The sequence below is a fragment of the Microbacterium sp. HD4P20 genome, from assembly GCF_019449275.2.
GTDB lineage: Bacteria > Actinomycetota > Actinomycetes > Actinomycetales > Microbacteriaceae > Microbacterium.
The window spans coordinates 102506-116744 of the sequence record NZ_JAHZQZ020000010.1 but is presented as its reverse complement, the minus strand read 5'-3'; the positions used below and the strand labels follow the sequence as shown (position 1 = coordinate 116744).

The following is a 14239-nucleotide window of genomic DNA, read 5'->3' as shown; positions in this document are numbered from 1 at the left end:
ACATCGGGAGCGAGAATGCAACAAAGCACCTATCACGACGCTACTCATGAATGTATGGTGCATTCGTGGACGATCTCGACCTGCGCATCACCGGCGCGCTCCTCGCAAATCCGCGGGCCACGAACGCGCAGATCAGCGAGGCCGTCTTCACCTCCGAGGCGACGGCGTCTCGGCGCGTGGCGCGCCTCATGCGAGACGGCACGGCTCGGGTGATCGGCGTGCTCGACGGCGAGGCGACCGGTCGGTCGCGATCGCTGTTCGTTCGACTGCGCTGCCGCCCCGGCGAAGCACACCGCTCCGCCCAGCGGCTGGCGACTTGGGCCGAGTGCGGATCCGTCAAGCTGCTGACCGGAAGCGTCGACTGCATCGCCGAGATCAGCTACACCTCGAACGACCACCTCCTGGCGATCACACTCGAGCAGCTCCCGGCACTCGACGGCGTGCTGGCCGTGTGGAGCAATCAGGTCATCCGGCGGTTCGCGACGCCGCACAGCTGGCTGCCTGATCTCCTGCCGCCCGACGTGGTGGAGCAGCTGCGGGCTCAGCGCCTCGACCCGTGGAGCGATCCGCTGCCCGACAGCCGCGTCAAGACGGACGCCCTGGACGAACACATCGCCGCCGCCCTCGCTGCCGACGGCCGCCTCGGCTGGCAGCGCCTCGGGGAACTGTGCGATGCGAGCCCCGTCACCGTGCGGAGGCGGGCGGAGGCGATGATGTCGTCGGGAGCGCTGCGGATGCGCACGGTCGTCGAACCGGAGCGCATCGGGCTGCCGGTCAACGCGTTCGTGGCGCTCAGTGTGAACCCGACGCAGTTGAGCCGGGCCGGCGAGCTGCTCGCGCAGCATCCCTCGATGCTGATGATCTCGGCCACGACCGGTGACCGCAATCTGTGCGGCGAAGTCGCGCTGTCTTCGGACGCCGCGCTGTATGGCTTCATCTCCGACACGATCGGCGGGCTGCCCGGGCTGCAACACGCCGACGTCGCCGTCGCCCTGCATTCACTAAAGCGCGCGGGACGCACGAGAGAGCTCGCGGCGGTCGGCTGACAGCTGCCGCCGCTCAGATCGTCAGCCCGCGGAGCACCCCGTCCTGAGCGGCGACGACCAGCTGCTCTCCGACGATGACCGGGGTGGAGAAGGTGTTCGCCGTGAACAGCTGCCGGTCGACCGATACCGTGCCCGTGGCCGAGTCGACGGCGACGAGCAGACCGCCCACCGACACCAGCCACACCGTGCCGTCGCGCGGGTCGAGCGCCGGCCCCGCGTTGAAGGCGCGCGGCACCGCCTGCGCGCTCCACCGCGCGGCGCCGGTGGCAGGGTCGAGCACGCTCAGAACGCCCCACTCGGTCGTCAGCAGCAGTCCGCCGTCCGGCAGCATCACGCTCGGGGCGTAGATGTGGCTGCCCGCCACCCGCCACAGCTCGCCGCCGGTCACGGGATCGATCGCGATCGCGTGCGTCACGGTGCTCACCAGCACGGCGCCGGTCGGGAGCACCTCGATCCAGTCGTCCCAGGGGCCGTAGATGAGCCGGCGGTACGCGTCGGGCCGTTCGTTGGTGAGGAAGGACCACAGCGGTTCACCCGTCCCCAGGTCGTAGGCATAGGCGCGCCCGTCTCCGGCCCCGACGAAGACGCGCGCCCCGTCGCTGGCGGCGCGACCGGCGGTGAGGACGGGAACGGATGCCTCCCACAGCGTCGCACCGTGGTCATCGAGGCACCGCAGCCTGTCTTCGGCGGCGACGACGATGCGGTCACCCTCGCCGGTCGCGAAGACCGCCGGGGTCGACATCACCGGCTTGTCGAAGCTGCTGACCCAGGCGACCGCGCCGGTGCGCGCGTCGAGGGCGGTGAGGCGGTGGTCGGCGCCGGGCACGCACACCAGGGCGCCGTCGGTGGTGAAGGCCGCTCCGCGGTGGACCGGACCGAGATCGGCAGTCCACCGGCGCCGATGGCGGGAGGAGCCCTCGACCTCGATCGCCGCGACGCGGCCCGAGGTCGAGCCCGCGACGACCGTGGCCCCGCGCGCGGCGAGCGCCCCCTGCAGCTGTCCTCCGATCGCGAGCTCCCACGCCGGCCGAGCGCGCGTCACGCCACGGCGGTCGACCTCGGCAGTGTCGTAGCGCCTGCCGCCCGCGGCATCCGTCGCGCGCAGCTGCACGCGATGCACCCCGGCAGCGAGAGCGGCCGCATCCACCGCGCCGTGCCATGAGGCGCCCCGCGGCGCGAGCGGAGTCCACACGCCGTCCTCGGCCGCGCCGAACACCGCCTGGGGGTGCACGCGGGCCTCGACGGCGGTGGCGGCACGACCGGCGACCGCCGTGAGGGCGATGGCGGTGTCGCGGGGTCGCGCCGCGATCCGGATCGGCTCCGCGCCCGCGGGCGGTGCATCCAATGGCATCTCTGTGAGCGGCTGGACAGTGGGCGCGTCGGCATCGGTGGCGCCGAGCGTGACCTGCTCGACGACGAGACGGCGACCGTCCCCGTCGTCGACCTGGGTGACGCGCAGGTAGAAGGGTCCGCTGCGAGTCGCGACGGCGGCGACCTGGGTCAGCCCGTTGAAGCGGTCGATCTCGTTGCGGTGGATGTGACCGGCGAAGATCCCGCGAACCGGGAAGGGGTCGATCGTGCGCAGGAACGCGTCGGCGTCGTTGACGTAGTAGTTGCGCCCCGCGAGCGGGTAGTGCAGGAACATGACCGTCGGCCGCTCGCCGACACGACTCAGGTCATCGCGCAAATGCTCCAGGTCGTCACCGAACAGGCCGGGCTCCTGCAGCGCCTGGGTGGGATCGAGGGCGACGAAGTGCACGCCGCCGGCATCGAAGCTGTAGCTCGTCGGCCCGAACCAGCGCTGGAAGCGCTCGCGCGCGCTGGTGTCCCATCGGATCTCGTGGTTTCCGGGCGCGTGCCGCAGGCGGTCCCACAGGCCGTCGGGGATCGTGGCCCGGTAGGCCGCGAACTCCTCGTCACTGCCGTAGTCGGTGATGTCACCGCAGTGCAGCACGAACTGCGGCTGCTCGGCATCGACCACGGCGAAGACGCGGCGGAGGTTCTCGAGGCGCGCCGTCTCTTCGTGATTGGCGTGGGTGTCGGTGAGCACGACGAACCTCAGTGGGGCATCCCCCGGCGAACGCGGGGAACCCACCGCAGCGCCCGGCCACGGCCCCCACGCGGTCGAGCCCATGCCCATACCGAGCCCGATCGCCGAGAGACCGAGGAATCCGCGGCGACTGAGCCCCGAACCCCGCTGTGTCGTGTCCGCCGTGTCCGCCATGCGCTGCTCCTCACGTCGTGCCTACGACGAGCACACAATCCGGATGCCGCGACCGGGCCAAGCACCGGGCGCGCAATTGCGAGGGATCGACACGGGCGGAGGCCGCGGCGCAAGAAACCGGCGACCAGCGCGCACCTCCGTCCGGTGTGGCGGATTCTCCGCAACACGGAGGCGGCGATGGGCGATTCCTTGCACGCGACGGTCGGGCTGTTGCCTGCGCGGCCTCCGCCCGGCCAGCGTCGAAAGCCAGTCGGCCACCCGGGCCCGCCGGGATTCGAGCCGACCCGCGAGAGGAACCGAAGATGCGCTCCACCGCCAGATTCCGCCGCCCCGCCCGCCTCGCCGCCGCGTTGCTCACCGTCGCGGCGCTCGGCGCCGGAGCGCTTCCGGCCGCTGCCCAAGGCGCCGCTTCCACTGAGGCCGCGACAGCTCCCCCACCGGCGGAGCATGTCGTCTTCATCGCCCTCGACGGCTTCGACATCGACTACCTCGGCCGCGCCCCGATGCCCAATCTCGAGGCGCTGGCCAAGCGGGGAAGCCTGAGCGTCTCGACGGGGGTCATGACCTCCATCACCAACCCCTCGTGGTCGTCGATCGCCACCGGCGCGTGGCCGGCGACCCACGGCAACACCGCATTCTGGTTCGATACCGACACCGGCGTCGCGCGCAGCTCGCAACGGGATCTCGCCGTGCCCACGATCGCGCAGGCCATTCGAGAACAGGGCGGCACCGTTCTGTCGGCACAGTGGTTCATCCTCCAGAACTACGGCGTCACGTTCGGCGACGCGGACGGCTTGTACACACAGCCGGGCGGGGATTGCGCCCGGCGGACCGACGATGCCGTCGCGGTGCTCGACGGTCAGCCCGTCATGAGCGGAGGCAATCCGGTCCAGATGAACGGCATACCGGACCTGATCGCGGTCTACTGCGACCGCCTGGACGCGCTCGGCCACGCCGACGGCGCCGAAGCGGAGGGGATGCCGGCTGCCCTGGCCGAGGTGGATGCCCAGATCGGCCGGCTCGTGCAGGCGACGAAGGACGCCGGCATCTACGGACGCACGGCCTTCATCGTGACCGGTGACCACGGCATGGGCACCTTCACGCAGGGGATGCGCGACGAGCTGCTCGCCGCGATCGAAACGGCCGGTTTCGACGCGGAGATGCTCTTCGCCGGCCAGGCGCCTCAGCCCGAGACCGACGCCGTCGTCGTCGTGGGCGGAGTGGGATCGCTGCACCTCGTCGGCGAGTCTGCCGGTGATCCGGATGCCGCGGCGGCGATCGAGGCTGCCGTCTCGGCGCTGCCGCACATCGCCGCGGTGTACGACAAGACCGAGCAGCAGGCGATGCACATGTCGGCGAAGTACGGCGAGCTCGTGATCGAGCCCGAGGCGGGCTGGTCGCTGGGGGCCACGCCGGCCGATCCCGCCGGCGCGCACGGCACGACGCGGGAGCTGTACGTGCCGCTCGTGATCGCCGGCGCCGGGGTCCGTCCGCATGCGGCCCCGCAGGACCCGCGTCACATCGACGTCGCCCCGACGATCGCCGCACTCCTTGGATTCGAAGGTCCCGCGGGCGCCGAGGGGCGCGTGCTCACGGAGTCGATTCGCCTGCGGTGACGGGTGGCGCCGTGCCAGGAACCGACGGTCGTTCGTGCGGGAGAGGGGATGCCACGACCCGCTCGCGAACGAGGTCGGTCCAGCGGTGGTAGCCGACCGCAGACGGATGGAAGCCGTCGGCAGCGAAGAAGTCGGGACCGACGTCGGCCCGATCGTCTGCCGACGGCATCCATTCCGCCGTAGCGGCTCGTCGAGCGAGTCGCCGATCAGCCCTGAGGTCGGCCCGCCGGCGGCTGGCAGCAGGTGGGGCGTGCGGTCGCACCCACCGGCCCTGCGCGGCGACGACGAGCGGCTGGAGAGGATTCACGAGGATCCTCGCGTTCGCGCGGGAACGCCGCGACGGGCGGGATCCAGCCGCTTCGCCGCTCGGCGGAGCATGCCTCGCACGATCGTAGAGTGCACGATCCGCACCGGCATCAGATACAACCGGCCGAGCAGGTTGTGCACTTCGACGAACGTGACGACGTCTACAGTGTGGCGCGTGCAGCGCACCGACGCGCGGAAGTCGAGATGCCGGTCGTCGCTGCCGACGAGAACCTCGTCCTCGTTCCGCGCCAGCACGCGGAAGCTGTCGCGCGAAGCCGGCCGCAGTGCGACCAGTGCGACCAGGCGGTCACGCACCGCCAGCACCGCGGTCATCGTCGCCGAGGGCTCGTGGAACAACGCGGCCGTCCACACCGCGGGATCCGCACACGCGTCCGCCGTCACAGGCTGGCGCTGACGGCTGGTCCAGTCCCCGCGGATGGCGGAGGCACGCAGCAACGGGGTGCGCGACGCGGGCGCGGAGAACGCACGAGCGGGGTGCGGCATCCCGCCCGCTCCGCGTCTACGTGACCGGCCGGTCCGCATGGCCGGGCCCGCCCAGGGCACGTGAGGACCCGGCTCGATCGCCGACGTCGTGGCCCGCCGCGACCGGCGTCGATGCGTTCACGACGCGACGGGCTCGAGGCGTGTGCCCGCGGCGGCGGCACGCTCGAGACGCCGCGCACGAAACGCTGCGACCAGCAGCAACCCGGCCGCCACGAGCACGATCAGGCCCTGCCCGAAGCCGACGCCGGAGAGCACGTTGTCGACGATCGTCCAGCCTCCGAGCGACCAGCCGATGAACGCCGGCGGCGTGATGCCTCGCCGTGCGAGCCACAGCACGATGAAGCCGATCACGATCAACGCCGGGCCGAAGCTGTTGATGCTCAGCCAGTACGCGCTCATCGCGGGCCCCAGAGTGGTGAACAGGCTCTCGTTCCAGAGCCCTCCCGTGAGCCATACCCCGGCGTGCTGCCCGGCTCCCAGAACGGTGAGCGCGCCGACGGTGTGCGCCGTTGCGAATGTGACGATGAGCCATCCTGCCCACGTGACCATGTGATCTTCTCCTTCCGACGGGCCGAGCCTGTGCCAAGCCATTGACCGCTCGGCGTTATACGATGCCGAATAACTTGAAGGTACACCGGTTATACGCTGCCGCACAACCGGTTCGATGGGAGGTCCAGATGGGCGCGTTGCGCACACCACGGGAGAAGTGGATCGAGGAGGGTCTGCGAGTGCTCGCCGAGCAGGGCGTGGACGCCGTGCGCGTCGAGGTGCTGGCGAGGGCGCTCGGGGTGACCAAAGGCGGCTTCTACGGATACTTCGACGATCGCGAGGCGCTCCTTGCGGCGATGCTCGACGCGTGGGAGCGCGAGAGCGTAGACGACGTGATCGAGCGCGCACGCAAGGCGGGGGGCGACATCGTGGACCAGGCGCGCATCGCGGGCCAGCTGACGTTCTCGAACGACCGACTGCTGCCGATAGACCTCGCCGTCCGCGCGTGGGCGCGGCGCGACCCGGCCGTCGCCGAGCGCCTGCACACGGTCGACAACCGGCGCATGCAGGTGCTCCGCGAGGCGATCGGCAGTTACTGCTCAGACCCCGACGAAGTGGAGGCTCGCGGCTTGGCCGCCTTCTGCCTTGCCATCGGGCGCCATCTCATCTCGGCCGACCATGGCGGCCGCGCGCGCGACCAGGTCGTCGCCGATGCGGCGACGATCATCCTGGGCCGCACCGGAGGCCTCGCGGCACCGTGAGCGCCGGCGTCCCGCCACTAGACGCGAGTCAGCGGATGATGCGGAAGGGGAGGCGGCTCCACGCGAATCGCGGCGCCCGGTTCGACCCGCCCTGAACGCGAGACGATCCCCATGATCCCCGCGAGGCGCACGACGTTTCCGTCTTCGTCGCGCCGGATGACCTGCTTCAGCAGTCCCTCGCGGAAGTCGTTGATCTGCTGGCAGGGATTGCGCAAGCCGGTCACGGTGATGACAGCATCCCCGATCGCCATCCGCGTCCCTACCGGCAGGTCCAGCAGCGCGACCCCGCGCGTCGTGATGTTCTCGCCGAGGTCGCCGGGGGCGACGTCATACCCGGCCGCGCGCAAGTCGTCGAAGAGCTCGCAGTGGATCAGGTGCACTTGACGCAGGTTCGGCGCAGACGGATCGGCGGCGACCCGGGACCGGTGCTTCACGGTCGCTCCGAAATGCGCGTCGCCCTCGACGCCCATCCCCTCCACGAGGTCGACGAACGGCTGCGACCGCTTGCTGAAATCGTGCGAGTCGCTGCGATGGACACCGACGACCTCACGGGCCAGGGCATTCGCACTGTCGTCCGACTCGGTCTTCGTCACGAGCCCCACGCTATTATCCGGAGGCGTATAGACGCAACCACCGCCCCGCCCTCGCTACACCCGGGCGAGCTCTGCCTCGTAGGCCGCGCGCAGTTCGCCGAACGCCGATGGCGCTCCGGGCGGGCGAGTGATGCCGAGGTGCTGCTCGCGCAACTCGTCCATGAAGCGGTCCCAGAAGTCCGGGCCCCCTCGTTCGAGCACCTCTGCACGGACCGAGAGCTCCCGGCTGACCGGGAGGTGGCGGCGCCCCCACGCACCGAGGTGGGCGAGCACGGGCACCAGCTGGATCGCCGGCTCGGTCAGGCTGTACACGACCTTCTGCTTGTGACTGGGATCGGGGGCTCGCGAGATCATGCCCAGACCCACCAGCCGCTGCAGCCGATCCGCGAGCACATTCGAGGCGATCCCCTCGTCGGACTTCGCCAGCAGCTCGTTGAAGTGCCGGCGATTGCCGAACATCATGTCGCGGATCACGATGAGCGACCATCTGTCCCCGAACACCTCGAGCGACAGGTTGATCGGGCATCCGGATCGGTGATCCATGCCGGCCTCCTTCGAACAACTACTTGCAGTCTACAACTGGTCTGCGCTAGCCTGCCAACCAGTTGCAATCAACAACCAGTTCAAAGGAGCACATCATGGGCATCGTTTTCAGCGATCTCGCCGTCTCGGCCGACGGCTTCGCGACCGGACTCAACCAGCGCGAAGAGGCGCCGTTCGGCGACATCGACGAGAACTGGCTGCACGGCTGGATGTTCGAGGCGTACGACGAGAACAGGGCCGAAGTCGACGCGATCGTCGCCTCGGGTGCGACCATCATGGGCCGCAACATGTTCGGCCCCGTGCGCGGCGAGTGGGACCGCGACTGGCGCGGCTGGTGGGGTCCTAACCCGCCCTACCACGGGCCGGTGTTCGTGCTCACGCACTTCGCGCATGACCCGATCGAGATGGAGGGCGGCACGACCTTCCACTTCGTCACCGACGGCATCCACTCCGCGATGGACCAGGCCCGGGCCGCCGCCGGCGACCGGAACATCTCCATCGCCGGCGGACCGACGACCGTGAACGAGTACCTCGCCGCCGGAATGATCGACGAGCTGAGGCTGCACGTCACGCCGTGCATCCTCGGCGCCGGCGAGCGCGTGTTCGACGGCGTCCCGCCGCAGTCGCTCGAACGCGTCTCGGTGCGGCCGACGTCACGCGTGACCCATATGGTCTACCGGCCCGTGCGACCCTGAATCACAGTCCGAGCCGGGCCAGGAAGTCGTTGCGGAAGACTCCGCGCGGGTCGAGGCGGTCGCGCAGGGCGGCGAAGTCGTTCCAGCGGGGATAGAGCTGCGGCATCCGCTGGTCGGCCCCCTCGAGCGTGAACAGCTTGCCCCAGTGCGGGCGAGCCTCGAGCGGCGCGAGGGCGGCCTCGATCGTGGGCAGCAGCGCTTCGACGCCCGGCTGGTCCGGCTTCCAGGTGAAGTGAAGGCCCAGCACATCGGTCTCGGACGCCGGTGACAGCCACAGATCGTCCCGCGCGACCGTGCGCAGCTCGCACACCTGCAGCAGCGGGGCGACGCGCGGGGCGAGCTCTCGCAGGGCCGAGATGGCCGCCACCGCGTTGCGTCGCGGCACGAGATACTCCGACTGCAGCTCGTCGCCGTTGGACGGCGTGAACTCGAGCTTGAAGTGCGGCAGGCGCGCGAACCACGGGCCGGGCTCGCCGAGCTGATCGGTGCAGCTCGCCGCCGAGACGTCGGGAAGCGGATGCCGCTTCACAGCCGACCGCGCGGAGCCCAGCACCTCGGCAGGCGCGGTGCCGGCGGCATCCGCTCGTCGCTTCACCCACAGCTGGTCGACGACGGCGGGATCGCGCCACGTGTGGAACATCGAGACGCTGTAGCCGAGGCCCGTGACGGCGTCGAGGTCGTCGAGCACGGCGTCCAGCGGCAGCCGCTCGTAGACGGTCTGCGCGATGTCGAAGGTGGGCACGATGTCGAGCTCGAGGGCGGTCACGACGCCGAGCGCCCCGAGTGAGACCACGACCCCGTCGAAGTCCGCCTCGCCCCGCGCGAAGCGGCGGGTCTGGCCGTCGGCCGTCACGAGCTCGACCGCGGCGACGGATGCCGCCAGGGACGCCACGGCGTCGCCCGACCCGTGAGTGCCCGTGGCCACCGCTCCGGCGAGCGAGATGTGCGGCAGTGAAGCGAGGTTCGCGAGCGCCCATCCTTCGGAGTCGAGCCGGGGCGCGACATCCCCGTACCGCAGGCCCGCCGCCACCCGCACGACGCGGCGCTCGCTGTCGACCGCCACTTCGGCCGGCAGCTCACGAGTGACGATGTGCACGCCGTCGGTGTCGGCGATCGTGTTGAAGCAGTGACGACTGCCCAGGGCCTTCACGCGTGACGCGGAGCGGACCGCATCCGCAAGCTCTTCGATCGAACGCGGGGCCAGGATGCGCTCGGATCCGTAGACGAGGTTCGATGCCCAGTTGCGCTCCCCGATCGTCCCTGTCGCCACGCTCACCGCACCTTCCCCGCCGGCTCGTCGAACGGCGAGGGGCCGAGCTCGTCCAGCAGCTCCTTCATCTTGGCGTACGCGCGGTTGCGATACGCCACCAGCTCCGGAATGCGTTCCGGCTCGATGGCGCGGAATCCGGCCCCCGTCTTGGTTCCCAGCTCGCCGCGCTCGATGCGCTCGGCGAGGATGGCCGGCGTCGCGAAGCGCTCGGGAAAGTCGCTCTGCAGTGACGCGTAGCAGAAGGCGTAGACGTCGAGCCCGGCCATGTCGGCGATCGCGAAGGGACCGAAGAACGGCAGGCGGAATCCGAACGTCGAACGGACGATCGCGTCGATGTCCTCCGGGGTCGCGACGCCCTCGTCGACGAGCTGGGTCGCCTCGTGGAAGAGCGCGTACTGCAGCCGGTTCAGCACGAATCCGGTCGCATCCTTCACGCGGGCGCCGATCTTGCCGCTTCCGACGATCAGCGCTTCGGCCGCGACGATCGCGCTCTCGGCGGTGGTCGGGTGCGGGATGAGCTCCACGCCGGGCACGAACGGGGCGGGGTTGGAGAAGTGCACGCCGAGAAACCGCTCCGGGTGCTCGACGGCCTCGGCGAGCTTCGCGATCGAGATCGTCGAGGTGTTGCTGCCGATGACCGCGGCCGGATTCGCCCGCGAGATGCGCCGCAGCGTCTCGTGCTTGATCTCGATGCGCTCGGGCACCGCCTCCTCGATGAACTCGGCATCGACGACGGCGTCCTCGATGCTCTGCGCGGCGGTGATCCGCTCGGCGATGACGGCCGTCGCGCCGGCCGCGAAGAGTCCTTGCTGCTCGAACTGCTCGGTCTCGGTGCGGATCCGCTCCAGGTTCGATGCGGCGATCTCGGCGGTGACGTCCGAGATGACGACGTCGTGGCCGCCCAGCGCGAACACCTGTGCCATCCCGCCACCCATGTAGCCACTGCCGACGACGGCGATCCGGGTCATGAGCGTGCCTCCGCGGTGTTGTGATCGGGGTGCTGGTCGGCTTGGCCGCCTTGGTCGTAGGAGTCGATGGCCGCCACCTTCGCCGCCGAGGCGGATGTCGGGTCGAACCGGTAGCCGAGCCACTCCGACACCAGGCGCTTGGCCAGCTCGAGACCGATGACGCGCTGGCCCATGGTGAGCACCTGCGCGTTGTTGCTCATCACCGAACGCTCCACCGAGTAGCTGTCGTGCGCGGTCACGGCACGGACGCCCGGCACCTTGTTCGCCGAGATCGCCACGCCGAGCCCGGTGCCGCAGATGAGCAGCGCACGGTCCGCGTCGCCCCCGGCGACGCGCCGCGCGGCTTCCACCGCGACATGCGGGTAGTCGGTGTGCTCATCGCCGCCGACCCCGACATCCGCCACTGAGGCGACCCGAGGATCGGCCTCCAGCAGGGCTTTCAGGGCCGACTTGTACTCGTAGCCGGCGTCGTCGCTTCCGACGACGATCCGCAGGGGCTCGGTCATCGCTCTTCCTCTCGGGTGGGACGTGATGAGGATGCCTCGGCGATCGCGGTCGCGATCAGCGCCAGCGAGGTGGCGCCGGCGTCGGGGTGCCCCAGGCTCTTCTCAGCGAGCGGCCGGGCCCTCCCGAGCGCGGGGCGCAGCGTCGAGGTGGCCGCCGCGGCGTCGGTCGCCGCCTGCGCCGCGGCGGCGAGCGCGTCGCCGATCTCGGCGCCGGCGTCGAGGCGTTCGGCGAGCGCTTCCACGTACGGGTCGAGCGCGTCGACCATCGTCTTGTCGCCGACTCGGGCGCCGCCCCGTGAGGTGACGGCCTCGAGCGCGGCGCGAGCGGCCTCGACTGCGGTCGCGCGCGGGTCGGCATCGTCGTGATCGAGTGCGCGCCCGATCGCGCGCAGCATCGCACCCCACAGCGCCCCGGACGTGCCGCCCGCTTTCTCGCTCCACGCGTCGCCGGCGGCGGCGAGCATGCCCGAGAGTCCGAGCGCCGGGTCTGCGGCATCCGTCGCGGCGTCGATGCCGGTGCGCATGCCGACCCCGTGGTCGCCGTCCCCCGCGATCGCGTCGATGCGGCCGAGCTCTGTCTCGTGTTCATGGATCGTCGCACGGACGACGTCGAGGTGCGTCAGCGCCGCGCCCGCGGCGCGCTGAGACCACTCCGACGCCGGGGGGATGTCGGTCGGCGCCTCGATCTCGTCCTCGAGATCTTCAGCGCCATCGGCACGTGCGATCTGCACGGCACCCTTGCGATACGCCGGCGTGTACGCGGGAGCAGCCCACAACGGCTCGAGTTCGTCATCGAGCCAGAAGAAGGTGACGGATGTCCCGGCCATGTCCAGACTCGTCACCAACTCGCCCACCTCGGGCTGCACGACGGTGATTCCGGCGCCGTCGAGCCGGGCCGCGACGTCCCCGAAGAGCACGAAGAGCTCCTCGTACTTCACGGTGCCCAGCCCGTTGACGATCACCGCCACGCGATCACCCCGGTTCTCGGGCACATCGCCGAGCAGCTCGTCGACGAGGGTCTGGGCGAGGTCGGCCGAACTCGTGCGCGGCACATCACGGATGCCGGGCTCGCCGTGGATGCCGAGCCCGATCGACATCATCCCCTCGGGCACCGTGAACAGCGGCTCGTCAGCCCCGGGGAAGGTGCATCCGCCGAACGCCACCCCGAGGGTGCGCGTGCGATGGTTCGCCAGGCGCGCGAGCCGCTCGACCTCATCGATCGAGTCGCCCCGTTCGGCGGCGGCGCCCGCGATCTTGAAGACGGTGAAGTCGCCCGCGATGCCGCGGCGCTTGTCGATCTCGTCGAGGGGCGCGCTGGCGATGTCGTCGGTGCACAGCACAGTGCGCGCGTCGATGCCCTCTTCGCGCAGCCGTTCCTGGGCCTCGCCGAAATGCAGCACGTCGCCGGCGTAGTTGCCGAAGCTGTACAGCACCCCGCCGCCGCGATGCGCCGCCTTGGCGACGCGATACGCCTGCCCCGCCGACGGCGACGTGAAGATGTTGCCGCAGACCGCCCCGGACGCCATGCCGGCACCCACCACCCCGGCGAAGGCCGGGTAGTGGCCGGAACCGCCACCGATCACGACGGCGACCGATCCACGAGGGGCCGGATTCGTCCTCACGACGCCGCCGTCGACAGCGCGCACGAGCTCGCCGTGGGCGGCGACGAATCCGGCGAGGGCCTGCGGCACGAAGTCCGCGGCGTCGTTCGCGATGCGGGTCATGCGGCACCGCCGTCCTGGCGCGGCTGACGCACCCTGCTTGTACCCAGCGAGTAGCCCTGGCGCTTGGGCAGCACGTGCCGGCGCAGGTAGTCGCGGTTGTCGGCGCACACGCTCAGCCCGTCGCCGCCATAGTGCTCCACGCAGATCACGCCCTGGAACCCGTGTTCGATCGCGTACGCGAAGGCTCGGCGGTAGTCGATCAGGCCGTATTGCATAGGTGCCGGCACCGCGAAGTACGCGCCACGCGCGGTGTCTTCATCGCGCGCGTAGTTCTTGACGTGCCAGAAGTTCGCGTACGGGACGGTCTTCTCGACCAGCTCCCACCACGGCTCGATGGGCCGGTGCAGCCGCACCAGATTCCCGATGTCGGGGTTGAGCCCGACGTTTTCCATGCCGATGTCCTCCACGAGCCGCACCGCGGAATCCCCGGTGCCCAGGAAGGTGTCTTCGTACATCTCGAGCGACACCAGGATGCCGAGCTCGGCCGCGTGACGGCCCAGCTCCTGCAGCCGGCCGACCGCGAGATCCCAGTCCGCCGGGTCGTCGTGGTGTCCTTCGACGGTCCAGAACCACAGCTGCTCCTGCTGCGCGGGGGTCAGCGCCTGGTGCAGACCGAACGACACCGTCTCGATGCCCAGCGCGGCCGCGGCATCCAGCGTCCGGTGGCTGTAGGCGAGGTTCGCCTCGCCGTCGGCGTGGTCGATCACGCTGCACCGGATGGCCGAGACCGAGGTGGGCACCACGCCCGTCTCGGCGGCCAGAGAGGTCAGGTCGGTCAGGCGCTCAGCGCTCAGGTCTCCGACGCGCAGCCAGGAGTCGGTGATGTCGATGCGGTCGAAGCCGGCGTCGGCGACGTCGGTCAGCGGGCCGCTCCACGCCTCGGGCCCGGCATCGGTCACGCTGCGACCGTCGGGCAGGCGACCCGGGAACGGAAGGGCCGCGGCGGCGATAGGCCAGTTCTGCGCGGTCAGGCCGGTCATGCGGGCTCCCTGTG

At 70.6% G+C, this 14239-nt stretch carries 15 protein-coding genes; 4 read left to right on the top strand and 11 right to left on the bottom strand.

The features are described 5' to 3' along the window. The first annotated feature begins 65 nt into the window (after window positions 1-65). Window positions 66-1046: an Lrp/AsnC family transcriptional regulator gene (locus tag K0817_RS02735; protein ID WP_219979826.1), complete on the top strand. Its 981-nt coding sequence runs from the start codon at window positions 66-68 to the stop codon at window positions 1044-1046. Between the two features lie 13 nt (window positions 1047-1059). Here K0817_RS02735 and K0817_RS02730 read toward each other — a convergent pair whose 3' ends face one another. Beyond that, window positions 1060-3270, bottom strand: coding sequence for a PQQ-binding-like beta-propeller repeat protein (locus K0817_RS02730; protein WP_219979825.1), 2211 nt, complete (start codon window positions 3268-3270; stop codon window positions 1060-1062). A 302-nt stretch (window positions 3271-3572) separates the two neighbouring features. Between K0817_RS02730 and K0817_RS02725 the strand changes: the two genes are divergently transcribed. After that, window positions 3573-4886: an alkaline phosphatase family protein gene (locus tag K0817_RS02725; protein WP_219979824.1), complete on the top strand. Its 1314-nt coding sequence runs from the start codon at window positions 3573-3575 to the stop codon at window positions 4884-4886. On the opposite strand, the gene K0817_RS02720 is transcribed toward K0817_RS02725, so the two are convergent. From K0817_RS02720 to K0817_RS02710, 3 genes are all read right to left on the bottom strand, one after another. Continuing rightward, window positions 4861-5193 carry a hypothetical protein gene (locus tag K0817_RS02720; protein WP_253735137.1) on the bottom strand — a complete coding sequence of 111 codons (333 nt, stop codon included), beginning with the start codon at window positions 5191-5193 and terminating at the stop codon, window positions 4861-4863. The genes K0817_RS02725 and K0817_RS02720 overlap by 26 nt on opposite strands. Continuing rightward, window positions 5190-5696 (bottom strand): DUF2867 domain-containing protein, encoded by a 507-nt coding sequence (locus tag K0817_RS02715; protein WP_219979823.1) that lies wholly within the window; start codon window positions 5694-5696, stop codon window positions 5190-5192. Before K0817_RS02715 ends, K0817_RS02720 begins: the two co-directional genes overlap by 4 nt. A gap of 117 nt (window positions 5697-5813) precedes the next feature. Then, window positions 5814-6245 carry a hypothetical protein gene (locus K0817_RS02710; protein ID WP_219979822.1) on the bottom strand — a complete coding sequence of 144 codons (432 nt, stop codon included), beginning with the start codon at window positions 6243-6245 and terminating at the stop codon, window positions 5814-5816. Between the two features lie 128 nt (window positions 6246-6373). Between K0817_RS02710 and K0817_RS02705 the strand changes: the two genes are divergently transcribed. Beyond that, the gene (locus K0817_RS02705; RefSeq protein WP_219979821.1) at window positions 6374-6946 is read left to right on the top strand and encodes a TetR/AcrR family transcriptional regulator; all 573 of its coding nucleotides are present in this window, start codon (window positions 6374-6376) and stop codon (window positions 6944-6946) included. Between the two features lie 17 nt (window positions 6947-6963). On the opposite strand, the gene K0817_RS02700 is transcribed toward K0817_RS02705, so the two are convergent. Further along, window positions 6964-7539 carry an MOSC domain-containing protein gene (locus tag K0817_RS02700; protein WP_374209515.1) on the bottom strand — a complete coding sequence of 192 codons (576 nt, stop codon included), beginning with the start codon at window positions 7537-7539 and terminating at the stop codon, window positions 6964-6966. A gap of 54 nt (window positions 7540-7593) precedes the next feature. Further along, the gene (locus K0817_RS02695; RefSeq protein ID WP_219979820.1) at window positions 7594-8082 is read right to left on the bottom strand and encodes a helix-turn-helix domain-containing protein; all 489 of its coding nucleotides are present in this window, start codon (window positions 8080-8082) and stop codon (window positions 7594-7596) included. Window positions 8083-8177: 95 nt separating this feature from the next. On the opposite strand from K0817_RS02695, the gene K0817_RS02690 reads away from it, so the two are divergent. After that, window positions 8178-8777 (top strand): dihydrofolate reductase family protein, encoded by a 600-nt coding sequence (locus tag K0817_RS02690; protein WP_219979819.1) that lies wholly within the window; start codon window positions 8178-8180, stop codon window positions 8775-8777. 1 nt (window position 8778) lies between these two features. Here the strand turns inward: K0817_RS02690 and K0817_RS02685 are convergent, their stop codons facing one another. The 5 genes from K0817_RS02685 to K0817_RS02665 are packed head-to-tail and all read right to left on the bottom strand — an operon-like array spanning window position 8779 to window position 14225. After that, a complete protein-coding gene (locus K0817_RS02685; RefSeq protein ID WP_219979818.1) occupies window positions 8779-10053 on the bottom strand; it encodes a D-arabinono-1,4-lactone oxidase in 1275 nt (424 codons plus the stop codon). Then, window positions 10050-11015 (bottom strand): 3-hydroxyacyl-CoA dehydrogenase family protein, encoded by a 966-nt coding sequence (locus K0817_RS02680; protein WP_219979817.1) that lies wholly within the window; start codon window positions 11013-11015, stop codon window positions 10050-10052. Before K0817_RS02680 ends, K0817_RS02685 begins: the two co-directional genes overlap by 4 nt. Then, entirely contained in the window at window positions 11012-11521 is a 510-nt protein-coding gene (locus tag K0817_RS02675; protein WP_219979816.1) for a ribose-5-phosphate isomerase, read from the bottom strand. Before K0817_RS02675 ends, K0817_RS02680 begins: the two co-directional genes overlap by 4 nt. Then, entirely contained in the window at window positions 11518-13245 is a 1728-nt protein-coding gene (locus tag K0817_RS02670; protein WP_219979815.1) for a dihydroxyacetone kinase family protein, read from the bottom strand. The genes K0817_RS02675 and K0817_RS02670 overlap by 4 nt, the downstream gene beginning before the upstream one ends. Then, on the bottom strand, window positions 13242-14225 hold the full coding sequence (locus tag K0817_RS02665; protein ID WP_219979814.1) for a sugar phosphate isomerase/epimerase: 984 nt from the start codon (window positions 14223-14225) through the stop codon (window positions 13242-13244). Before K0817_RS02665 ends, K0817_RS02670 begins: the two co-directional genes overlap by 4 nt. Between the last annotated feature and the right edge of the window lie 14 nt (window positions 14226-14239).

Coding starts and splice junctions, on each gene's coding strand:
- K0817_RS02730 (WP_219979825.1), bottom strand. CDS start 3,270: ATGGCGGACACGGCGGACACGACACAGCGGGGTTCGGGGCTCAGTCGC.
- K0817_RS02725 (WP_219979824.1), top strand. CDS start 3,573: ATGCGCTCCACCGCCAGATTCCGCCGCCCCGCCCGCCTCGCCGCCGCG.
- K0817_RS02715 (WP_219979823.1), bottom strand. CDS start 5,696: ATGCCGCACCCCGCTCGTGCGTTCTCCGCGCCCGCGTCGCGCACCCCG.
- K0817_RS02710 (WP_219979822.1), bottom strand. CDS start 6,245: ATGGTCACGTGGGCAGGATGGCTCATCGTCACATTCGCAACGGCGCAC.
- K0817_RS02705 (WP_219979821.1), top strand. CDS start 6,374: ATGGGCGCGTTGCGCACACCACGGGAGAAGTGGATCGAGGAGGGTCTG.
- K0817_RS02695 (WP_219979820.1), bottom strand. CDS start 8,082: ATGGATCACCGATCCGGATGCCCGATCAACCTGTCGCTCGAGGTGTTC.
- K0817_RS02690 (WP_219979819.1), top strand. CDS start 8,178: ATGGGCATCGTTTTCAGCGATCTCGCCGTCTCGGCCGACGGCTTCGCG.
- K0817_RS02680 (WP_219979817.1), bottom strand. CDS start 11,015: ATGACCCGGATCGCCGTCGTCGGCAGTGGCTACATGGGTGGCGGGATG.
- K0817_RS02675 (WP_219979816.1), bottom strand. CDS start 11,521: ATGACCGAGCCCCTGCGGATCGTCGTCGGAAGCGACGACGCCGGCTAC.
- K0817_RS02670 (WP_219979815.1), bottom strand. CDS start 13,245: ATGACCCGCATCGCGAACGACGCCGCGGACTTCGTGCCGCAGGCCCTC.
- K0817_RS02665 (WP_219979814.1), bottom strand. CDS start 14,225: ATGACCGGCCTGACCGCGCAGAACTGGCCTATCGCCGCCGCGGCCCTT.